The 21,137-nt window shown below is 71.7% G+C and carries 19 protein-coding genes, 1 tRNA gene and 1 pseudogene; 7 read left to right on the top strand and 14 right to left on the bottom strand.

Annotated features, from left to right (window positions below):
- Nucleotides 1–159: 159 nt before the first annotated feature.
- Nucleotides 160–951, bottom strand: a complete 792-nt coding sequence (locus tag RIF93_RS08905; RefSeq protein ID WP_309090483.1) for a sialate O-acetylesterase — start codon at nt 949–951, stop codon at nt 160–162.
- Between the two features lie 105 nt (nt 952–1,056).
- On the opposite strand from RIF93_RS08905, the gene RIF93_RS08900 reads away from it, so the two are divergent.
- A complete protein-coding gene (locus RIF93_RS08900; RefSeq protein WP_309090481.1) occupies nt 1,057–2,697 on the top strand; it encodes a glycosyltransferase family 4 protein in 1,641 nt (546 codons plus the stop codon).
- Nucleotides 2,698–2,701: 4 nt separating this feature from the next.
- Here the strand turns inward: RIF93_RS08900 and hutU are convergent, their stop codons facing one another.
- The 4 genes from hutU to hutI are packed head-to-tail and all read right to left on the bottom strand — an operon-like array spanning nt 2,702 to nt 7,888.
- Nucleotides 2,702–4,369 (bottom strand): urocanate hydratase, encoded by a 1,668-nt coding sequence (hutU, locus tag RIF93_RS08895; protein WP_309090478.1) that lies wholly within the window; start codon nt 4,367–4,369, stop codon nt 2,702–2,704.
- Nucleotides 4,366–5,178 carry an N-formylglutamate deformylase gene (gene hutG, locus RIF93_RS08890; RefSeq protein WP_309090477.1) on the bottom strand — a complete coding sequence of 271 codons (813 nt, stop codon included), beginning with the start codon at nt 5,176–5,178 and terminating at the stop codon, nt 4,366–4,368. Before hutG ends, hutU begins: the two co-directional genes overlap by 4 nt.
- On the bottom strand, nt 5,178–6,686 hold the full coding sequence (gene hutH / locus RIF93_RS08885; protein WP_309090487.1) for a histidine ammonia-lyase: 1,509 nt from the start codon (nt 6,684–6,686) through the stop codon (nt 5,178–5,180). The genes hutG and hutH overlap by 1 nt, the downstream gene beginning before the upstream one ends.
- A gap of 20 nt (nt 6,687–6,706) precedes the next feature.
- Nucleotides 6,707–7,888, bottom strand: a complete 1,182-nt coding sequence (gene hutI / locus RIF93_RS08880; protein ID WP_309090475.1) for an imidazolonepropionase — start codon at nt 7,886–7,888, stop codon at nt 6,707–6,709.
- Nucleotides 7,889–7,956: 68 nt separating this feature from the next.
- On the opposite strand from hutI, the gene RIF93_RS08875 reads away from it, so the two are divergent.
- Both RIF93_RS08875 and hutC read left to right on the top strand, forming a co-directional pair.
- A complete protein-coding gene (locus RIF93_RS08875; RefSeq protein ID WP_309090473.1) occupies nt 7,957–9,312 on the top strand; it encodes a formimidoylglutamate deiminase in 1,356 nt (451 codons plus the stop codon).
- Nucleotides 9,309–10,028, top strand: a complete 720-nt coding sequence (gene hutC, locus RIF93_RS08870) for a histidine utilization repressor (RefSeq protein ID WP_309090471.1) — start codon at nt 9,309–9,311, stop codon at nt 10,026–10,028. The genes RIF93_RS08875 and hutC overlap by 4 nt, the downstream gene beginning before the upstream one ends.
- Before the next feature lie 32 nt (nt 10,029–10,060).
- Here hutC and RIF93_RS08865 read toward each other — a convergent pair.
- Nucleotides 10,061–10,137: transfer RNA gene (locus RIF93_RS08865), tRNA-Arg, on the bottom strand.
- A gap of 143 nt (nt 10,138–10,280) precedes the next feature.
- Between RIF93_RS08865 and RIF93_RS08860 the strand changes: the two genes are divergently transcribed.
- Nucleotides 10,281–10,838 (top strand): methyltransferase domain-containing protein, encoded by a 558-nt coding sequence (locus RIF93_RS08860; RefSeq protein WP_309090469.1) that lies wholly within the window; start codon nt 10,281–10,283, stop codon nt 10,836–10,838.
- Between the two features lie 9 nt (nt 10,839–10,847).
- On the opposite strand, the gene RIF93_RS08855 is transcribed toward RIF93_RS08860, so the two are convergent.
- Together RIF93_RS08855 and RIF93_RS08850 are read right to left on the bottom strand one after the other, a co-directional pair.
- Nucleotides 10,848–12,143, bottom strand: a complete 1,296-nt coding sequence (locus RIF93_RS08855; RefSeq protein WP_309090467.1) for a hypothetical protein — start codon at nt 12,141–12,143, stop codon at nt 10,848–10,850.
- Between the two features lie 47 nt (nt 12,144–12,190).
- Complete coding sequence (locus RIF93_RS08850) at nt 12,191–13,213, bottom strand: P1 family peptidase (RefSeq protein WP_309090465.1); 1,023 nt, start codon at nt 13,211–13,213, stop codon at nt 12,191–12,193.
- A 98-nt stretch (nt 13,214–13,311) separates the two neighbouring features.
- Between RIF93_RS08850 and RIF93_RS08845 the strand changes: the two genes are divergently transcribed.
- Entirely contained in the window at nt 13,312–15,042 is a 1,731-nt protein-coding gene (locus RIF93_RS08845; protein WP_309090464.1) for a gamma-glutamyltransferase family protein, read from the top strand.
- On the opposite strand, the gene RIF93_RS08840 is transcribed toward RIF93_RS08845, so the two are convergent.
- The 4 genes from RIF93_RS08840 to RIF93_RS08825 all read right to left on the bottom strand — a co-directional run bounded on the left by RIF93_RS08840 (nt 15,039) and on the right by RIF93_RS08825 (nt 18,466).
- A complete protein-coding gene (locus RIF93_RS08840; protein WP_309090462.1) occupies nt 15,039–16,520 on the bottom strand; it encodes a HAMP domain-containing sensor histidine kinase in 1,482 nt (493 codons plus the stop codon). The genes RIF93_RS08845 and RIF93_RS08840 overlap by 4 nt on opposite strands.
- A 70-nt stretch (nt 16,521–16,590) precedes the next feature.
- Nucleotides 16,591–17,634: a quinone-dependent dihydroorotate dehydrogenase gene (locus RIF93_RS08835; RefSeq protein WP_309090460.1), complete on the bottom strand. Its 1,044-nt coding sequence runs from the start codon at nt 17,632–17,634 to the stop codon at nt 16,591–16,593.
- On the bottom strand, nt 17,631–17,972 hold the full coding sequence (locus RIF93_RS08830; protein WP_309090458.1) for a DUF952 domain-containing protein: 342 nt from the start codon (nt 17,970–17,972) through the stop codon (nt 17,631–17,633). The genes RIF93_RS08835 and RIF93_RS08830 overlap by 4 nt, the downstream gene beginning before the upstream one ends.
- Nucleotides 17,969–18,466, bottom strand: coding sequence for a histidine phosphatase family protein (locus RIF93_RS08825; protein WP_309090456.1), 498 nt, complete (start codon nt 18,464–18,466; stop codon nt 17,969–17,971). Before RIF93_RS08825 ends, RIF93_RS08830 begins: the two co-directional genes overlap by 4 nt.
- 90 nt (nt 18,467–18,556) lie before the next feature.
- On the opposite strand from RIF93_RS08825, the gene RIF93_RS08820 reads away from it, so the two are divergent.
- Entirely contained in the window at nt 18,557–19,714 is a 1,158-nt protein-coding gene (locus RIF93_RS08820; protein WP_309090454.1) for a homoserine O-acetyltransferase, read from the top strand.
- A 5-nt stretch (nt 19,715–19,719) separates the two neighbouring features.
- Entirely contained in the window at nt 19,720–20,436 is a 717-nt protein-coding gene (gene metW, locus RIF93_RS08815; protein ID WP_309090485.1) for a methionine biosynthesis protein MetW, read from the top strand.
- Here metW and RIF93_RS08810 read toward each other — a convergent pair.
- Together RIF93_RS08810 and RIF93_RS08805 are read right to left on the bottom strand one after the other, a co-directional pair.
- A complete protein-coding gene (locus tag RIF93_RS08810; RefSeq protein WP_309090452.1) occupies nt 20,433–20,777 on the bottom strand; it encodes a P-II family nitrogen regulator in 345 nt (114 codons plus the stop codon). The genes metW and RIF93_RS08810 overlap by 4 nt on opposite strands.
- 31 nt (nt 20,778–20,808) lie before the next feature.
- Nucleotides 20,809–21,137: pseudogene (locus tag RIF93_RS08805) on the bottom strand (hypothetical protein); the annotation flags it as partial.

Raw genomic sequence — 21,137 nt, 5'->3', positions numbered from 1 at the left:
CTGGCGCTCGACGTCGAACAGGTCATGTTTGGCGACGCCGCCACGCCGCTTCGCAGCGAGGTGGTCGACGCGGTCTGGTGGGCTTATCGGCATCATGACGAGGTGGTCGCCCGAGATCAGCGCGTCATTCGACGCGCTGATTGGAGCCGCGACTGACCGCTATTCCGTCGCTTGGAGCAGGGCGGCGGCCAGCCGCTCGCCGAGGCGCAACTGCCCTTCCGCCGATAGGTGCAGCCCGTCCGCCTGCATAGGCAGGCCCTGCGCGTCCACCGAAACTGTAAGCGCGTCGCCCCTGTCCACCTCCGCCTGAGCGGCGCGTACCGCCTTCGCGTGCCCTCCCCAGTCGGGGATCTTCGCCAGGACCACAACCGCGCCAGGCGCCGACCATGCGAGGCGCATGGACTTGATCAGCGCCGCGAGGTTCCGGCCGTAGGCTGCCGTCCAGGCGGGCCCGGTGGCGTCTGCTTCGCCTTGAACCCAAAGAACGCCGATCACGCGCGGCCTGAAACCCTGATTGGCGAGGGACGCACTGGCCGCCTCCACCTTGGCGGTGGTTTCCGCGAAGAGCTCGCCGGATCCCGGCGCCCAATCTGGCCCAGGAGCCTCCGCGAGGGTGGTCGAGCCGCGGGCGTGCTTGACCAGGTACAACCGCCGGCCCGGATGGGCGGCGCGCCACGCCTGCGCGAACCCCACCTCCGGCCCCCAGGCGCCAGGCTGGCGCGGGGTGCCGGTGTTGGTCCCGGGCGTGAGCGGCGCGAAGTCGCCGTCCTGCCAGATGAGCACGTCTCGAAAGGGCGCCGCTGACGCTGTGGGCAGGTCAGCGCGGGTCAGACGGTAGCCCACTGCGTTCGATTGTCCGGCAAGGACGACCAGATCGACCTGGGTCGTGGGCTTCTGCCCGCAGGCGGCGAGCGCCAGAGCCGCGACTGCGGACACCCACACCCGCTTCATTCCCGTTCTCCGCGCCAGGCCATCGCCTTGGCCTAGTGGAAGCCGCTCCGGCGCGCAAACCGCCGAGGCTTGGGGCGCCGCGGGGCTCATGCTAGTCGCGGGCGCATGGACGCGGCGATCCTTTTCGAGAACGACGGCTACCGTTTGGACGGGCCGAAACTGATGGGGCGGCAAGCCGCCGGCAACGGCTTCCTGCGCGCGGCAGTCGCCGCCCAGGCGGGCCGCACGATCTGGGGCTTCTCGCCGTACAGCAACGCTGCCGAGGCGTTCCGCCGGACCGTGCTCGAACTCGACGAGAACGGCCAGACGGCCTGGATCGCGAACGAGGACCTGCGGACCATGAGCCAGCGTGGGGTCCTGTTCCGCCCCGACGGAGAGCTGGGCGCCATGGCCGACTTCCGCCTGCGGGCAGGGCCGGCCAGCTACAGCCTCTGCGGCCTGACCCACACGCTGTCCGGCAAGCCGCTGACGAGCTTCGCGGCCTATCCGGCGCAGGCGCTCGCGCCTTGGGACGCGCTGATCTGCACCTCCCGCGCCGCGTTGCGCGTGATCGAAGGCTGCCTGGCCGCAGGGGAAGAGTTCCTCTCCTGGCGCGCCGGAACGCCGGTGCGCCCTCCCCGCCCGCAGCTGCCGGTCATCCCGCTTGGCGTGCACACGGCGGACTTCGACTTCTCGCCGGACGACCGCGTTCGTGCGAGGGCGGTCTTGGGGCTGGCCGAGGAGGAGGTCGGCGTGCTCTTCGCCGGCCGCCTCGTCTTCCATGCCAAGGCTCACCCCTTCCAGATGTTCGAGGCGCTCGAGGCGGCCGCCCAGGCCAGCAAGCGCAAGATCGTGCTGATCCTCGCCGGTCAGGCCCCGAACGAAGCCGTGCTCAAGGCCTACAATGAAGGGTTAGCCGCCTTCTGCCCGAGCATCCGGGCGACGTACGTCGACGGCAAGGATTTCGATCGCTACCGCGCTTGCTGGGCGGCGGCCGACATCTTCATCTCGCTGTCCGACAACATCCAGGAAACCTTCGGCATCACGCCTCTGGAGGCGATGGCCTCGGGCGTGCCCGTCGTGGTCAGCGACTGGGACGGCTATCGCGATACCGTCCGCGATGGGGAGGACGGCTTCCGGATCACGACCTTCGCTCCGGAGCCAGGCCAGACCGATCATATCGCCCGCGGCTATGAGGCCGGGACACTCAATTACGACTACATGCTCTACCGCACCTGCGTGGCGGTCTCGATGGACGCGGCGATGCTGTCCGACCGGCTCACCCGCCTTGTCAGCGACCCCGATCTGCGCCGGCGCATGGGCGCAGCGGGCCGGGAACGCGCGCGCACGATCTACGACTGGGCCCACATCTATCGGCGCTACCAGGAGCTCTGGGACGAGCTGCAGGCGATCCGCACCCGCGAATACGCAGCGGACCGCGACCGCTGGGAACGTGCGCCCCGCAGCGCCCCCGGTCACCGTGACCCGTTCCGGGCCTTCGCGGGGTTCTCCACCGGCGAGCTCGGGCCGCAGACCCGCGTCGCCCCGACGCCGGCGATGTCGGTGGACCGCTACTTCCAGCTCGAAGGCGCCGACCTGTTCTCCCATTGGAAGATCGGTCGGCCCGTTGTCGCGGCCATCTTCAGCAGGCTGGCTCAGGGCGAGGCGACGATCGCCGAGCTGCAGGCTGTCTCGGGTGTGGACATCCCGCTCACCGTCGAGGTGGTGGCGCGCTTCGTCAAGATGAACCTCGTGCGGCCGGTCTGACGCCTCAGGCCAGGATACCCGGCAGGTCCAGCTGCTTCTCGGCGGCGACCGAGAGCGCGATGTCGTAGCCGGCGTCGGCATGGCGCATCACGCCGCTGGCCGGGTCGTTCCACAGCACGCGCTCGAGGCGCCGGGCCGCCGCTTCGGTCCCGTCGCAGACGATGACCATGCCCGCGTGCTGGGAATAGCCCATGCCGACCCCGCCGCCGTGGTGCAGGCTGACCCAGGTGGCGCCTGAGGCGGTGTTCAGGAGCGCGTTCAGCAGCGGCCAGTCCGACACCGCGTCAGATCCATCGCGCATGGCCTCGGTCTCGCGATTGGGCGAGGCGACCGAGCCGGAATCCAGGTGGTCGCGGCCGATCACTACCGGCGCCTTCAGCTCGCCGCGTGCCACCATCTCGTTGAAGGCCAGCCCCAGGCGGTGCCGGTCGCCCAGTCCCACCCAGCAGATCCGCGCCGGCAGGCCCTGGAACCGGATCTTCTTGCCCGCCATGTCCAGCCAGTTGTGCAGGTGCGGATTGTCCGGGATCAGCTCCTTCACCTTGGCGTCGGTCTTGTAGATGTCCTCGGGATCGCCCGAGAGCGCAGCCCAGCGGAACGGCCCGATCCCTCGGCAGAACAGCGGCCGGATGTAGGCCGGCACGAAGCCCGGGAAGTCGAAGGCGTCCGTCACGCCAGCGTCCTTGGCCACCTGGCGGATGTTGTTGCCGTAGTCCACGGTCGGCACGCCGCGCCGGCGGAACTCCAGCATCGCCTGCACGTGCTCGGCCATCGAGGCGCGGGCCGCCTCCTCCACCTGTTCCGGCGCCTGCTCGCGCATGGCGAACCAGCGCTCGAGCGTCCAGCCCTTGGGCAGGTAGCCGTTGACCGGATCGTGGGCCGAGGTCTGATCGGTGAGCAGGTCGGGCAGGACGCCGCGGGCCAGGATCTGCGGCAGCACCTCGCAGGCGTTCCCCAGCAGGCCGACCGAGACAGATCGCTTCTCGGCCTTGGCGCGCTCGAGGATCTCCAGCGCCTCGTCCAGCGTCTCCGCGGAATGGTCGAGGTAACCGGTGCGAAGCCGCATCTCGATCCGGCTGGGCTGGCACTCGATGGCCAGACAGGACGCGCCGGCCATCACCGCCGCCAGCGGCTGGGCGCCGCCCATGCCGCCCAGACCCGCCGTCAGCAGCCACCGGCCCGACAGGTCGCCGCCATAGTGCTGGCGGCCCATCTCGACGAAGGTCTCGTAGGTGCCTTGGACGATGCCCTGGGTGCCGATGTAGATCCACGAGCCGGCGGTCATCTGGCCGTACATGGCCAGCCCCTTGCGATCGAGCTCGTTGAAGTGCTCCCAGCTCGCCCACTTGGGCACGAGGTTGGAGTTGGCGATCAGCACGCGCGGGGCGTCCGCATGCGTTCGGAATACGCCGACAGGCTTGCCCGACTGCACCAGCAGGGTTTGGTCGTCCTCGAGCCGCTTCAGCGTCTCGACGATGCGGTCGAAGCTCTCCCAGTCGCGGGCGGCGCGGCCGACGCCGCCATAGACCACCAGGTCCTCGGGCTTCTCGGCCACGTCCGGATGCAGGTTGTTCATCAGCATCCTAAGCGGGGCCTCGGTCAGCCAGCTCTTGCAGGTGAGCTCGGGCCCCACGGGCGGGCGGATGACGCGGGTCGGGTCGTGGCGGGTCATTGGCTGGCGAAGTCCAGGCAGGCGTTGAGGACGTGGGTGAGGGCGCCGCGCATGAACCGGGCGCGGTCGGGGTCGTAGGGGGCGGGCCAGGCCTCGGGCGTCGGCGGGCCGGCGGGCTCGTCCATGTAGCCGCGGCAGGCGAGCTCCATCTGAATGGCGTGCACGCCATCGTCTGGGCGGCCGTAGTGGCGCGTCGTCCAGCCGCCCTTGAACCGGCCGTCCGTGACACGACTGAAGCCCGAGGCGTCGCAGGCGCGCTCGACGGCATCGGTCAGCACCGGATCGCAGCTCGCGCCCGAGTTCGTGCCGATGTTGATGTTCGGCAGTTCGCCGTCGAACAGCCGCGGTACGTGCGAGCGGATGGAGTGGGCTTCGTACAAGACGACGCGACCGTGCCGGGCGCGAAGCCGCGCAAGCTCGGCGGAGAGCATCTGGTGATAGGGCTCGAACCAGGTCGCCCGCCGCTGCGCAATCTCCGCCTCGTCCGGCGCCTGGCCTTCGAGGTAGAGGGGCTCGCCGTCGAACGTCGTGGTGGGGCAGAGTTCGGTGGTCGCTTGCCCCGGATAGAGCGAGGCGCCCGAAGGGTCGCGGTTGACGTCGATGACCGTGCGCGAGATCCGCGTCCGCACGAGGGTCGCGCCCAGCTCCGCCGCGAAGTCGTAGAGCCGGTGGATCCACCAGTCGGCGTCCTTGCGCGCGAGCCAGGGCGACGTCAGCCGCGCCTCTATGTCCGCCGGGATGTCGGTCCCGGTGTGCGGGAAGCTCACCAGCAGGGGCGCCTCGCCGCGGGTGACCTCCAGCCAGTCCATCAGGCGACGCCCGGCAGGTGCGGCAGGGCCAGTTCGCCGGTTTGCAGGATCGCCGCGGCGGCGGCGATATCGGGGGCGAAGTGGCGGTCGTGGTCCAGCGTCGGCACGTCCCGCCGGAGCCGCGCGCGGACCGCCTCCAGCGCCTCGCTGGATGCCAGCGGACTGTGGAAGTCGCAGCCCTGCGCCGCCGCCAGCAGCTCGACCGCCAGCACGCCCTCCAGGTTGCGCACCATCGCCAGCAGCCGACGCGCCCCGTGCGCCGCCATGGAGACATGGTCTTCCTGGTTCGCGCTGGTCGGGATCGAGTCGACGCTGGCCGGGTGCGCCAGCTGCTTGTTCTCCGAGACCAGGGCCGCGGCCGTCACCTGCGGGATCATGAAGCCCGAGTTCAATCCCGGCTTCGGCGTCAGGAAGGCCGGCAGGCCCGACAGCGCCGGGTCTACAAGCATGGCGATCCGCCGCTCGGCGATGGAGCCGATCTCGCAGATGGCAAGCGCGATCATGTCCGCCGCGAACGCCACCGGCTCGGCGTGGAAGTTGCCGCCCGACAGCGCCTCGTCGGCGTCGGGGAAGATCAAGGGGTTGTCCGAAACGCCGTTGGCCTCGAACGCCAGGGTCGCCGCGGCCTGGCGCAGCACGTCCAGCGCCGCGCCCATCACCTGCGGCTGGCAGCGCAGGCAATAGGGGTCCTGCACCCGCGGGTCGCCGATCAGGTGAGAGGCCCGGATGGCCGAGCCGGCCATCAGCTCGCGCAGGGCGCGCGCCGCCTCCACCTGGCCCGGCTGGCGGCGCAGCACGTGGATGCGCTCGTCGAACGGGGTGTCCGAACCCTTGGCCGCTTCGGTCGACAGAGCGCCGGTCACCAGCGCCGAGCGGAACAGCCGTTCGGCCTCGAACAGGCCCGCCAGTGCATTGGCCGCCGAGAACTGGGTGCCGTTGAGCAGCGCCAGGCCTTCCTTCGGGCCCAGCTCCAGCGGCGCCAGCCCCGCCTCGGACAGCGCCCGGGCCGCAGGCTTGCGTCGGCCGACCGCCTCGATCTCGCCGACGCCGATCATCGTCGCGGCCATATGGGCCAGCGGCGCGAGGTCGCCCGAGGCGCCTACGGACCCCTGGCTGGGCACGACCGGGATCAGGTCCAGCTGGATCATCCGCTCCAGCAGCTCCACCGTCGCCGGCAGCACCCCCGACGCGCCTTGAGCCAGGCTCGCCAGCTTCAGCACCATCATCAGCCGCACCACCGCCCGCGGCGACGGATCGCCCACGCCGGCGGCATGGCTCAGCACCAGGTTCCGCTGCAGGGTGGCGAGATCGCCGTCGTCGATCTGGACGGTCGCCAGCTTCCCGAACCCCGTGTTGATCCCGTAGACCGGCTCGCCCTTGGCCAGGATCCGCGCCACGGCCGCCGCGCTCTCGGCGACGACCGTCCGCGCCGCGGGGTCCAGTCGCACGGCCGCCCCGCGCCAGATCTCGCGCCAGGCGGACAGTGGCGTGTCGCCTGGCTTCAGCATGACTTCGGTCCCAGAATCGATCACCGACCCCTCCAGACGCGGGCGTGCAGCGGGTTGAATCCCATGCGGTAGACGAGCTCGGCCGGCCGCTCGATGTCCCAGATCGCTAAGTCGCAGAGCTTGCCGGCCTCCAGCGCGCCGACCTGGTCCAGCCGGCCCAGCGCGCGGGCGGCGTTTCGGGTCACGCCGGCCAGGCACTCCTCCACGGTCAGACGGAACAGCGTCGCGGCAATGTTCATGGCCAGCAGCAGCGAGGTCAGGGGCGAGGTGCCGGGGTTGCAGTCGGTGGCCACGGCCATCGGCACGCCCGCCGCCCGCAGCGCGCCGATTGGCGGGATCTTCTCGTCCCGCAGGAAGTAGAAGGCCCCCGGCAGCAGCACCGCCGTCGTGCCGGCCCGCGACATCGCTGCGACGCCCGCGGCGTCCAGATGTTCCAGGTGGTCGGCCGACAGCGCGCCGTACTGCGCCGCCAGCGCTGCGCCGTTCAGGTTCGAGAGCTGCTCGGCGTGCAGCTTCACCGGAAGGCCGCGGACGCGGGCCGCCTGGAACACCCGCTCGGTCTGGGCCGGCGTGAATCCGATCCCCTCGCAGAAGGCGTCGACGGCGTCCGCCAGCCCCGCCTCGGCGACGGCGGGGATCATCTCCTCGCAGACCAGGTCGATGTAGGCGTCGGGGTTGCCGGCGTACTCCGGCGGCAGGGCGTGCGCGCCCAGGAAGGTTGTGACGATGCTGGCTCGATCGCCCAGCGCCCGCGCCGCGCGCAGCAGCTTCACCTCGTCGACCGTGGACAGCCCGTAGCCGGACTTCACCTCGACGGTGGTGACGCCTTCCGAAACCAGCGCCTCCAGCCGGGGCCGCGCGCTCGCGACCAGCTCGGCCTCCGATGCCTCGCGGGTCGCCTTGACCGTCGAGGCGATGCCGCCGCCGGCCCGGGCGATCTCCTCATAGGTGGCGCCCTCCAGCCGCAGCTCGAACTCGTGGGCGCGGTCGCCGGCGTGGACAAGATGGGTGTGGCAGTCGATCAGGCCGGGGGTGATCCAGCGGCCCTCGCAGTCGATGGCTTCCCCGGCCGGCGCGTCCGCCGACGGACCCACATAGACGATCCGCTCGCCCTCGGCGGCGACAGCGCCGTCCTCGATGACGCCAAGTCCCGGCAGGCGCGGCGACAGGGTCGCCAGTCGGGCGTTGCGCCAGACCCTCATCCGTCCTCCGTCAAGCTTGCCGCGATCGATATGTATAGACATTATGGCCGGAGCAGGAAGGGTGTCCAGTGACCGCGAGCTCCCTCTGGTTCGATCACGCGCTGCTGGCTCAGGGTTGGGCGCGCGGCGTGCGGCTCACGCTCGCCGACGGGCGGATCGCCGGCATCGACACCGATGTCGCGCGGGGGTCGGAGCCCGCATATGGCGCGGCGATCCCGGGACTCTGCAACCTGCACAGCCATGCCTTCCAGCGCGGCATGGCCGGCATGGCCGAAGTCGCCGGGCCCGAGGGTGACAACTTCTGGACCTGGCGCGAGGCCATGTACCTGTTCGTCGACCGCCTGACGCCCGACGACAACCGCGCCATCGCCGAGCTCGCCTTCGCCGAGATGCTCGAGGCCGGCTTCACCCGCGTCGGCGAGTTCCACTACCTGCACAACGACCTGGACGGCCGGCCCTACGCCGATCCGGCCGAGATGGCGCAGGGCATTGTGGCCGCCGCTGAGGCGACCGGGATCGCGCTCACCCTGCTGCCGGTCTTCTACGCCCACGCGACCTTCGGCGGCGCGCCGCCGAAGCCGGGACAGCGGCGCTTCATCCACGACGTCGACGGGTTTGCCCGGCTGCTCGACGCCAGCCGCGCAGCGGTCTCGGGCCTTCCCGACGCCGTTGTCGGCGCGGCGCCCCACAGCCTGCGGGCGGTCACGCCCGAGGAGCTCGCAGCCGTCGCCGCCCTGACGGACGGCCCCCTGCACATCCACGCCGCCGAGCAGGAGAAGGAGGTCGAGGACTGCCTCGCCTGGTCCGGCGCCCGGCCGGTCGAATGGCTGTTAGACAACGCCTCGGTGGGCGCGCGCTGGTGTCTGGTCCACGCCACGCACATGACGCCGGACGAGACGCAGCGGCTGGCCGCCAGCGGCGCCGTCGCGGGCCTCTGTCCGGTCACGGAGGCGAACCTCGGCGACGGCGTCTTCCCGACGCAGGCCTATCTCCGCGCGGGTGGGGCGCTGGGCGTGGGCACGGACTCCAACGTGCTGATCGACGCGGCCGCCGAGCTGCGCGGCGTAGAGTACGCCCAGCGGCTGGTCCACCGCGCCCGCAACGTAGCCGCCCCGGCGCCCGGCCGCTCGACGGGCGCGACCCTGTTCAATGCGGCGCTCGCCGGCGGCGCCCAGGCCTTGGGCGCAGAGGCCGGACTAAAGGTCGGCGCGCCGGCCGACCTCGTGGCGCTGGACCTCGACCATCCCTCGCTGGCCGGCCGGGCCGGCGACGCCCTGCTGAACGCCTGGATCTTCGCCTGCCGCGAAAGCCCCGTCACGGCCGTCTGGCGCCGGGGTCGTCAGGTGGTCGAGGCCGGCCGCCACGTGGCCCGCGACGCCATCGTCGCCGGGTACCGCCGGACGCTCGCCCGGATCACCGCATGAGCCGGCCGGAGGCTTCGCTGCACCGCCGCATCCGCGACGAGGTGCAGGCCAACATCCTTTCCGGCGCCTGGCCGCCCGGTCACCGCATCCCGGCCGAGCACGAGCTGATGGCCGCCTACGGCTGCTCGCGCATGACCGTGAACAAGGCCCTGGGCCCGCTGGCCGACGCCGGGCTCATCGTCCGCCGCCGCCGCGCCGGCACGGTCGTCGCGCGGCCCAAGATCCACTCCGCGGTTCTCGACATCCCCGACATCGCGGCCGAGGTCGCCGCCCGCGGGGAAACCTACGGCTACGAACTCCTGTCGCGGACCGAACGCACGCCGGAGCCCGCCGAAGCCGAAGCCCTGGACCTCGCGTCGGGCGGCAAGGTGCTGGCGCTCCGCTGCCTGCACCGCGCCGCCGGCCGTCCCTTCGCGCTGGAGGAGCGGCTGGTGAACCTGGCCGCAACGCCTGAGGCCCGCGCCGTGGACTTCGCCACGACGCCGCCCGGCGGCTGGCTGCTCTCCCACGTGCCGTGGACCGAGGCCGAGCACCGCATCGGGGCGGAGGCGGCCAGCCGCAGTGTGGCCCGCGCCCTCGCCATCCCGGCCAGCGCCGCCTGCCTCGTCCTGCATCGCCGCACCTGGCGCGGCTCGGACCGAATCACCGACGTGCGCATGACCTTCCCGGGCGACGCCTACGACCTCGTCGCCCGCTTCACGCCCTCGAAGGGGTGAGTGGTCCGCTAGCTGTCGTTGTCAGGAAGAAATGGCGCGCCCGGAACGATTCGAACGTCCGACCCTCAGATTCGTAGTCTGATGCTCTATCCAGCTGAGCTACGGGCGCGCACGCCTTGCGGCGAGGGGCGCTATCTAGCGAGGTGGGCCAGGCGTTTCAACCGGTTTCCTCACCCAGCACGCGCCAACCTTGTCGTCCGCGGGACCAAACGCTAGGCGTTGCAGCCTTCTGAGCCCGAAGGACCCTGCAGCGTGAAACTCAACCTGGGATGCGGCTTCGACAAGCGCGAAGGCTGGCTCAATGTCGACAACTTCGAGGCGTGTGAGCCCGACAGGATGCTCGACATCGAGACGACGCCCTGGGACCTGCCAACCGACGGCTTCGAGCATGTCCTGATGAAGCATGTGCTGGAGCACGTGGGCGCTGACTTCCCCACGTTCCGGCGCGTGATGCAGGAGCTGTATCGTATCCTGGCGCCGGGGGGGCTCCTGGAAATCCACGTGCCGCACGTGCGCCACGACACGTTCTGGTCCGACCCCACGCATGTGCGCGCTTTCACGCCGCTCACCTTCACGATGATGTCCAAGAGGCAGAACCGTGAGTGGATGGAGCGGCGCGCCAACTACACCATGCTGGCCTTCGCCCTCGACGTGGACTTCGAGGTCGAGACCATCGTCCAGAACTACGACTACGCCTGGCAGGCCAAGCTCAACGCGGGCGAGATCACCCGCGAAGAGCTCCGGGAGGTCGCCAACACCTCCTGGAACGTCGCCCGCGAACTCCAGGTGCGCCTGCGCGCCGTGAAGTGAGGGACCCGATTACGGGATCGGCACGCCCAGAGCGCCGCCGACGGCGCCGCCCAGGCCCTTCATGATCGCCCGGCGGCGCTCGGCCTTGGGATCCTTCGGCGGCTGCGGCGTGGCGGCGCGCGCCCGGCCGGCCTCGTCCTCGTCGTCGGCGTCGAAGCCGCCGGCCATGCCTGACATGGCCTGGCCCAGCAGGCCGCCCGTCGCCGAGCGGTAGCGCACCTTCACCGCCCACTCCTGGTTCCAGGCCACCTTCGGATCGGCGGGCCGCGGCGGGTGGACGAAGTTGGCCTCGCCCCCGTAGGCCACGAGCTGCATCATCGCCTGGGGCGCGGCGTCCAAGACCTCCTTCGGCACGGCGCAGGTCGTCGTCTGCGGCCCCATCAGCGTCTTGTTGGCCACCAGGCGGGCGATGTCGCCCTGGCTCAGGAAGTCGGGGTTGGAGAAGGCGGCGGTCTGCAGCTCGGAAGACGACCACATCACCATCGTCTCGCCCGAACCGCCCATGGCGCTGGCGTAATAGGCCTTGGCGCCCGGGACGGCGTTCCAGCCCAGGTTCGCCCAGCCGCCCGGCGCCTTCGCATTGGTGGTCAGCGTCAGCGGCGCCAGGAAGTCCTGATCCTTGCCGAGGGTGAAGTTGATCTCCGGACTGTAGTTGCCGCGGATCGTGTGCGCGCCCACCAGCGAGCCCGCCGAGGGTACGAGGTCGCGCGTCCGCTCGTTCGGCCACTCGCCGTAGGTCTTGTGGCGGCCCGGCGCCGGCGGCTGCATCGGCCGGTAGTCGATGCCCTTGAAGATGCTCGCGGGGTTCTGCTTGCCCTCGGCCATCTTGGCGAAGTCGAGGACATAGGGCTGGCCCGGCCGAGCCCGCTCGCCGCAGCCCCAGAAGATCAGCATCTTGCCCCGCGGCTTCTGGTACTCGGGCGGCACGCTGGTCTCCGGCGTCTCGTCGCGCACCGCCGGCGTCTGCTTGGGCGTGACCAAGGGCAGGCGGTCGCCGGCGCGCAGGCCGGCGGGCGGCAGGTGGTCGGCGGCCGGCGCGGCGTTGGCCTGGCTCGAGCCAAGCTGCAGCTCCAGCGTCTTCGACGCCCCGCCGCCGCCCATCATCGCGCGCATCATGGCGCCCGTGTCCGGCCGGCCCGAGGCGGCCGAGGGCAGGCCGAAGCCGGTCTGGGTCTGGGCGCTCATCCAGTAGGTGGCGACCGGACCGGTGACCTTCTGGGCAGGCTGGGCGGTCGCGCCCATCGTCGCGCCCAGCGCAAACGCGGCGACGCCGGCGGCCAGCGCCAGCTTACGTGCGGAAAACATGCGGAGAACTCCCCCAAACAGCAGCGCTTGGTCTAACAGCGCTGGGCTCAGCCCGGAAGGTCCCGCCAGCAGCGCACGTCGGTTCCGGGCCAAGGCGTGGCTTCGTGGACACCGCGGGCGATCGCCCGGGCCAGGGTGTCGGCCGCGAGCGCGCCAAGTCGCGCCAGGGTGAGGTCCGCCGGCGCCTGCAGCGCCCTTCGTCCCGTGGCCAGCGCGAAGACGATGTCGCCGTCGAACGGCGCGTGCGCCGGTCGGATCGCGCGGGCAAGGCCGTCCTGGGCCATTACGGCGAGCCGCTTGGCCTGGGCCGGCGTCAGCGCCGCGTCCGTGGCGACGCAGGCGATGGTGGTGTTGCGCGCCGCATCCGGCCGCTTGGCCAAGCCCCATTCGTCGGGCGCGGCCGCGAGCCCAGTGGCCCCGAGCCCGCCGAACTCGCCGTCGATCTCGTAGGGCGCCGCCCAGAACGTCCGGCCGCCCGGCGCGACCACCGAGCCCCAGCTGTTGACGGCCACGATGGCGCCTACCGCGTAGCCGTCGGCGCTGACCACCGAGGCTGAGCCCACGCCGCCCTTCAGCGCGCCCGCCATGGCGCCATAGCCCGCGCCCGCGGTTCCGAGGTCGAACGCGAGGCCCGCCGCCAGCACCGCCTCACGTCCCAGCGCCCCATACGGCGGCGCCTCGCCCCAGGCCTTGTGGCCGCCGTTGGCCATGTCGAAGAGGATCGCGGCCGGCACGACCGGCGAGGGCGGCACACCCGGGACGAGGCCAAAGCCCCGGCCCTGCGCGCCCAGCCAGCCCACCACCCCGTCGGCGGCCGCCAGGCCATAGACCGAGCCGCCCGAGAGCACGACGGCGTCCACCGCCTCCACCAGGTTCTCCGGCGCCAGGGCGTCGGTTTCGCGGGTTCCGGGCGCGCCGCCGCGGACGTCCACGGCGCAGACGGCCCGCTCGTCGGGCAGGATCACGGTGACGCCGGTGCGCGCCGCCGCGTCCTGGGCCTGCCCCACCCTCAGGCCGGGCACGTCGGTGATGAGGTTGCGGAGCCCGGGTCGCGCGCGCATCTCAGCCATGCACGCTGCCTCGCACGAGCCGGCGCTTGTTGTCCACGCGCCCGCGGCTATGGTCGCGCCGTCCCGCTTCCGGAGTGACCTCGTCCGTGATCCGCAAGATGCGTCCCCTGTCCCTGGCTCCGATGGTTCTCGGCGCCGCCCTCCTGGCCGGCTGCCAGGCGCCTGGCCCTCAAGCGCCCCTCGCAGGGCCGCCCGCGCCGCCAACGGCCGCCGCGCCGAAGGCCATGGTCGCGGCAGCCAACCCGATGGCGGTGGAGGCGGGCTTGCGGGTGCTGCGCGAAGGCGGCTCGGCCGTGGACGCGGCCGTCGCCGTCCAGGCGGTGCTGGGCCTGGTGGAGCCGCAGAGTTCCGGCCTCGGCGGGGGCGCCTTCCTCGTCTACTACGACGCGCGCACCCGCAGCGTGACGGCCTATGACGGCCGCGAGACGGCGCCGGCGGGCGCGACCCCGGACATGTTCTTGGGGGACGACGGCAAGCCGATGAACCGCGCCGCGGCGATCCTCTCGGGCCGCTCGACCGGCGCGCCCGGCGCGGTCGCCATGCTGGCCATGGCTCAGGCCGATCACGGCAAGCTGCCCTGGAACCGGCTGTTCGCCGACGCCGAGCGCCTCGCTGAGCAGGGCTTCCCGGCGCCTGGCCGCATGGCCATGTCGGCCGCCAGCCGCTCGCCCCAGGCCGCGACGCCGGACGCCCTCGCCTATTTCACCAAGCCGGACGGGACGAAGATCCAAAAGGGCGACATCGTCCGCAACCCGGCCTACGCCGCCACCGTGCGCAAGATCGCCGCCGAAGGCCCCAAGGCGCTGCTGGAGGGCGAGATCGCCGAAGCCATCGTCGCCAAGGTGCGCGAGGGCGCGACCCCCGGCACGCTCACGCTCGACGACCTCAAGCGGTACCGCCCGCGCAAGTCCGAGGCGCTCTGCCGGCCGTTCCGCGTCTATGTCGTCTGCACGCCCGGCGCACCCTCGGGCGGTCCTGCGGTGCTGCAGGGCCTAGGTCTGCTCGAACGCACCGACATCGCCAAGCATCCGAACGACGCCGAGGGCTGGTATCTGTTCAGCCAGGCCAGCCGGCTGATGTACGCCGACCGCGACCGTTACATCGGCGACCCGGCCTTCGTGGACGTGCCCATCGACGGCCTGCTCGAGCCCGCCTATCTGGACGCCCGCGCCAAGCTGATCGGCGCCACGGCGAGCCCTACGGCGCCGCCGGCTGGCCAGCCCCGCGGCGCCAAGGCCCGGGCGCCCGACGCCACCCGAGAGCCGGCCGGCACCACCCACTTCGTCGTCGTCGACGCGGCCGGAAACGTGGTCTCGATGACGACGACCGTCGAGAGCATCTTCGGCTCGGGCCGCATGGTCCATGGCTTCTTCCTGAACAACCAGCTGACCGACTTCTCCTTCTCGCCCACCGACTCCAGCGGCGCGCCGGTCGCCAATGCCGTCGGACCCGGCAAGCGGCCGCGCTCGTCGATGGCGCCGGCCATCGTCCTCGACCGCGACCGCCGTTTCGTGGCCGCGGCCGGCTCGCCGGGCGGTCCGGCGATCCTCGCCTACAACCTCAAGACCCTGGTGGGCGTGCTGGACTGGAAGCTGCCGATGCAGGAGGCGATCGCTCTTCCCAATCTGATCGCGTCGGGGACCTTCTACGCCGCCGAGGTCGACAAGTTCTCGCCCGAGATCGTCCAGGGCCTGGCGGCCAGGGGCGTGACCCTGCGCTCGGGCGCCGGCGCCGAGGGCTCTGGCCTGCATGGGGTGGAGGTGACGCCCCAGGGCCTGCGCGGCGGAGCCGATCCGCGCCGCGAGGGCGTGGCCCTGCCGCTGAACTAGGCCCTGCTCTTCGATCGACGCCGGGCCGGCGCCTTCGTCGGCGCGCCCGGCAGGCGCAGCTCGAAGGTGGCGCCGGAAGGTCCGTTGGAGGCCAGCGTCAGGTCGCCGCCGTGGCCGACCGCCAGTTCGCGGGCGATGGCCAGCCCAAGGCCCGCGCCGTCCGGCCGGCCCGAGCCTGCGAACGGCTGGAACAGCCGCTCCCGCACCCGGTCGGGAATGCCAGGCCCGTTATCGGAGACCCGGATCACTGCGGCGTTCGGGGTCGCCTCGAGGCTGACCTCGATGCGGCCCTGCTGACGGCGACCCTCCTGGTGCTCGATGGCCTGGCGGGCGTTGCGGAACAGGTTCACCAGGATGCGGTGCAGCTGGTCGGGGTCGGCGGTCACCTGGTCGGCGGCGTCCATGCGACGCAGCAGCCGCACGCCGCGCTCGGCGAGCTGCGCCTCGAAGGCCGCCTCATCCACCGCATCGGCCAGCCGCAACGTCCGCGGCTCGGGCGCGGTCTCCTGCGTCTTGCCATAGGTCAGCACGTCCGAGGCCAGCTTGACCGCGCGGTCCAGCGCCCGTTCCAGCCGGGGCAGCGCCTGGCTGACCTTCGGGTCCTTCAGCGCCGCCAGCCGCTCCGAGGCGATCTGCGCCGAGGTGAGCATGTTCTTCAGGTCGTGGTTGATCTTGGCCACTGCCTCGCCCAGCGCCGCCAGCCGGGCGCGGGAGTTCAGGGCGGCGCGCAGGTCGGCCTGCATCCGGTCGAGCTCGGCCTCGGCCCGCCCGATCTCGTCCCGGCGGCCCGAGGGCTCGACCCGCGCCGCCGGGTCGTCGGGATCGGCCCGGAACCGCTCCATGGCGTAGGTGATCCGCTGCATCGGCCGGACCAGGAACAGGTTCAGGGCCACGAACACCAGCAGCCCCGCGAGGGTCGAGACGAAGGCGACGATCGCCAGGAGTCGCCACAGGTAGCTGGCCAGCGCCCGCTTCAGCTCGGTGTCGAGGGCGACGAACTCGATGAACTCGGCCTCGCGGAAGCGCGGCTCGGCGACCACGCGGACGCGCCGCCCTTCGGGGCCGAAGATGGTGCGGAACGGCGCGAAGAGGCCCAGCCCCGCCGCCCGGGGCCGCAGGTCCACCACATAGGGCGCTTCGGTCGGGCGGGTGCCGGCGAACACAAGCGAGCGCACCCCATCCACCGAAATGGCCACGATCTCGACGCCGGCGCCGCGGAGCAGCTGGGCCTTGAGCTGTTCGCTGACCACGCGGTCAGGGGCCACCTCCGGCGCCAGGGAAGCGAGTTCGGCCGCCCGCACGCGGTCCAGCAGCCACTGGCGCTCATAAGCCGCGAGCGCCGGAGGGATCGCGATCAGCCCGCCCAGCAGGGCGAACAGCACCGTAAGCACCAGCAGGCGCGCCGAGAGGCCGCCGGGCCAGAAGATGCGGCGCCTGTCCCGTTCGGGAGGCTCCTTGGGCGCAGAGGCGTCCGCCATGATCCGTTCGAGTTAATCCGTCAGCGTCGCCAGGGCAACGAACCGCAAGGCGAGCCCGATCCGAGCTTCGCTATTTTGCCCCCACCGCGGCCTGAAGCGAACTGAATCCGTCCGCTTTCAGCCGCTCGGCCAGTTCGCGCTTGATTCGCGTCACCAGGCCCGGCCCCTCGAAGGCCAGCGCCGAATAGAGCTGCACCGCCTGGGCGCCGGCGCGGATCTTGGCGTAGGCGTCCGCGCCCGAGGCGATTCCCCCCGCGCCGATCAGCGTCAGCCGCCCGCCCGCCGCCTGGGCGAAGCGGCCCAGCATCTGGGTGGACAGGCCCATCAGCGGCGCGCCCGACAGCCCGCCGGCCTCCCCCGCATGCGGCGACCTCAACGCCGGCCGGCCGACGGTCGTGTTCGACACGATGATCCCGGCCAGCCCGTTGGCCGCCACGACCTCGGTGATGGTCTCGACCTCGCCGTCCTCCAGGTCGGGCGCGACCTTCAGGAACATCGGGACGCCTCCCGCCGCCGGCAACGCGTCGCGCGCTTCGGCTAGGCGGCCCAGCAGCTCCTCCAGCGCCGCCTTGGTCTGCAGCGCGCGCAGCCCGGGCGTGTTCGGGGAGGAGATGTTGATGGTGAAGTAGCTCGCCAGCCCCCAGAGCCGCCTGAGGCCCATGACGTAGTCGGCGATCCGGTCCTCGGAGTCCTTGTTCGCCCCGATGTTGGCGCCCACCACGCCGGGACCCCGCCTCGCCAGGCGACCGGCGAAGGCCTCCAGGCCTTCGTTGTTGAAGCCCATGCGGTTGATCACGGCGCGGTCTTCCGTCAGCCGGAACAGCCGCGGGCGCGGGTTGCCCGCCTGCGGCTTGGGCGTGACCGTGCCACACTCCACGAAGCCGAAGCCGGCCCGCAGCATGGGCCCGAACACCTCGGCGTTCTTGTCGAAGCCGGGGGCCAGACCGACCGGATTCGGCAGCGACAGCCCGGCGAGCGTCGTCTCGAGGATCGGGTCGTCGGCGCCGCCGCGCGGGCCCAGCCCCGCCTTCAGGCTGCGGATGGCCAAGGTGTGCGCGTCCTCGGGGTCGAAGACCCGCATCGCTCGGGTAGCCAGGCCGTGCAGCGCGCTCATGCGAGCTCGCCCAGCTGCGGAACCCCGTCGGCGCCCAGCGGCGCGTCACTCACCCGGCGCACATGGGTCACCTCCAGAGGACCATACAGGTGCGGGAAGAGGTCGCCGCCGCGCGAGGGTTCGTACTTGAGGGCCGCACCCAGGTCCTCGCCCTCGACCTCCAGCACGACCACGTCTGTCTGCCCCGCGAAGTGCCGTCGCGCCGTCTCCTGCGCCTGGGCGGCGGTCGAGAAGTGGATGAAGCCGTCGGCGAGATCGACGGCCGAGCCTTCGAAGCGCCCGGCGGCCTGGGCGCGGGCCCACTCGTCCCGGGTCAGGATCTTATAGACCCGGCTCATCGCGGCGGATCGGGATAGAAGAGGCCGTCGAAACTGGGCTTGCCGTTGGCGTCGATCAGGAAGACCGCGGCGGCGGCCGGCGGGAACTTGCGGGAAGCCTGGTTGATCAGATCGTTCGGCGCCGAGCCTTCCAGCAGCAGCTGGATGGCAAGCTCCTGCAGGCCCGGATTGTGCGCCACGATCATCACCGTGCCGGCCGTCTTGCCGGCCTGCCTCGCCGCCTGGCGCAGCGCGCCGGAGTCGGCGTTGTAGAGTTCGGGTTCGAACTGGACCTCGGCGTTCGGGAAGCTGCGCTGCACGGCCTCCCAAGTGTCCCGCGTGCGGGCCGAGGTCGAGACCAGCACCACGTCGGGAACGAAGCCGAGGTCGGCCAGGCTCGCGCCCATCGCCGCCGACTCCAGCACACCGCGCGGGGCGAGCCGCCGGTCAAAGTCGTCGCCGGTGTGGGAGTCCGGCTCGGCCGTGCCGTGCCGGAAAAGGATCAGCCGCTGCATGAGGAACCCTTGCCCGCGCCGCCCTCATAGCGGAGCGCGGCGGCGCTGCAAGCCATTGACACGGAAAGGCGCGGGCGGTCCAAGGCGGCCATGACCGCGCCGGCCCAGATCACCGGGACGTTCGAGACGGGCGGCGGGACCTGGCGGTTCCCGGCGAACCAGCCGCTGCGCCTGGAGTCAGGGGCGCAGCTCGCCCCGCTCGAGATCGCCTATAAGACCTATGGGACGCTGAACGCGACCAAGACCAACGCCGTCCTGGTCTGCCACGCCCTGACCGGCGACCAGCACCTCGCCTCCACGCATCCGGTGACCGGCAAGCCCGGCTGGTGGAGCCGCGTGGTGGGCCCCGGCCTGCCGCTGGACCCCGAGCGCTACTTCATCATCTGCACCAATGTTGTCGGCGGCTGCATGGGCACGACGGGCCCCGCCAGCACCAATCCGAAGACCGACGAGCCCTACGGCCTGGCCTTCCCGGTCATCACCATCGCCGACATGGTCCGCGCCCAGGCGATGCTGATCGAGGCGATGGGCATCGAGACCCTGTTCGCCGTCGTCGGCGGCTCGATGGGCGGCATGCAGGTGCTGCAGTGGGCGGCCGACTATCCGGAGAAGCTGTTCAGCGCCGTCTGCATCGCCGCCGCCGCGCGCCACTCGGCCCAGAACATCGCCTTCCACGAGGTTGGCCGCCAGGCGATCATGGCCGATCCCAACTGGGTGGGCGGCGCCTATCTGAAGGCCGGCGTGCGCCCAGAGAAGGGGCTCGCGGTCGCGCGCATGGCCGCGCACATCACCTACCTGTCCGAGGCCGCGCTCCAGCGGAAGTTCGGCCGCGAACTGCAGCGCGACGGGCTGTCGTGGGGCTTCGACGCCGACTTCCAGGTCGAGAGCTACCTGCGCCATCAGGGGACCAGTTTCGTCGACCGCTTCGACGCGAACAGCTACCTCTACATCACCCGCGCGCTGGACTACTTCGACCTGGCGGCGCGCCACGGCGGCTCGCTGGCCGAAGCCTTCCGCAAGGCGCGCGCCGTGAAGTTCTGCGTCCTGTCGTTCTCGTCCGACTGGCTCTATCCGACCGCCGAGAGCCGGGACATCGTGCGCGCCCTGAACGCCGCCGGCTGCCGCGCCAGCTTCGTCGAGATCGAGAGCGACAAGGGCCACGACGCCTTCTTCCTCGATGAGCCGCAGCTCGACGCCACCCTGCGCGGCTTCCTGGCCGCCCAGGCCAGCGCCCGGGGCCTCGCGTGACGGCGATGCGCGAGGACTTCCGCGAGATCCTGCGGCTGGTCCGCCCCGGCGCGCGCGTCTTGGACGTCGGCTGCGGCGAGGGCGAGCTCTTGGAGCTCCTGACTCGCGAGAAGCGCGTCGACGGCCAAGGCCTGGAGATCAGCCCCGATGGCGTCGCGGCCTGCCTCGCCCGCGGCCTCGCCGTGGTGCAGGGCGACGGCGACCGCGATCTCGACCATTTCCCGACCCGGGCCTTCGATTACGCGATCCTGTCCAAGACCCTGCAGCAGATGCGCGAGCCGCGGCACGTGCTGTCGGAACTGCTGCGCATCGCCGACCAGGCGGTCGTCTCGGTGCCGAACTTCGGCCACTGGAAGGTCCGCTGGGCCCTGCTCTCGCGCGGCCGCATGCCCGAGACCGGCGCCCTGCCCGAGCCCTGGTGGTCGACGCCGAACATCCACCTCTGCACGCTCAGGGACTTCACCAGCCTCTGCGACGAGCTCGACCTGCGCATCGACGCTTGCGCCGCCCTGGTCGGCGGCCGGCCCGCCCGCCAGATCGACCCGCGCCGGCCGATCGAGAACTGGCGCGCCGAGACCGCCCTTTTCCTGCTCAGCCGCCGGATGGAGGCCGCCCCTCAGGCCGTGCCGCAGAACCTGTTCGGAGAGGTCGAGCTGCCGACGCCCGAAGGCGTGGCCGAGAAGCCGAAGCCCAAGACCCGGCGGAAGAAGGCCAGGGCCTAGCTCGCGATCGCCGCGGCGTTGGTCTCGCCGGTGCGGATGCGCAACGCCTGTTCCAGGTCCAGCACGAACACCTTGCCGTCGCCGATCTTGCCGGTGTTCGCGGCGGTCTGGATCGCCTCGATCACCGGCTCGACGATGTCGGACGGCACGGCGATCTCCAGCTTCACTTTCGGCAGCAGCTTCACCTCGTACTCGGCGCCCCGGTAGACCTCGGTCTTGCCGCGCTGGCGGCCATAGCCGCGCACCTCGGTGACCGTGAGGCCCGAGGCGCCGGCCTCGGTGACGGCGTCCAGCACCGCGTCCAGGCGGCTGGGCTTGATGACCGCGATGATCAGCTTCATGCGGCGTGCGACTCCGGTTTGCCGGCCAAGGCTAAGACTTTCGCGGCGGCTTCGCCAAGGGCTTGCGCGACGGCGCGTCGGACGGCGCCGCCGAAACGGGCGCCCGCGACACAGGCGCGCCCGCGGGGCTGGGCGCCAGCACCGGCCGGACGGCCTTGGCGCGCACCTTCAGCCCCTTGGGCTTCACGGCGAAGGTCTGCTTCACCGCCTCCATCAGCACCAGGCCCGCGAACCCCGGCCACAGGCGGGAGCCCGCCTGCTCGAACCCCTCCGCCCAGCGCGCCATCCAGTTCACGGGCGGCACATAGAGCGCCCGCGTCCAGCCGGACGGCTCCAGCTCGCCGAGCTGTTGCGGGAAGC

The organism is Phenylobacterium sp., from assembly GCF_031181185.1.
GTDB lineage: Bacteria > Pseudomonadota > Alphaproteobacteria > Caulobacterales > Caulobacteraceae > Phenylobacterium.
This window is presented reverse-complemented; position numbering and strand designations above follow the sequence as displayed.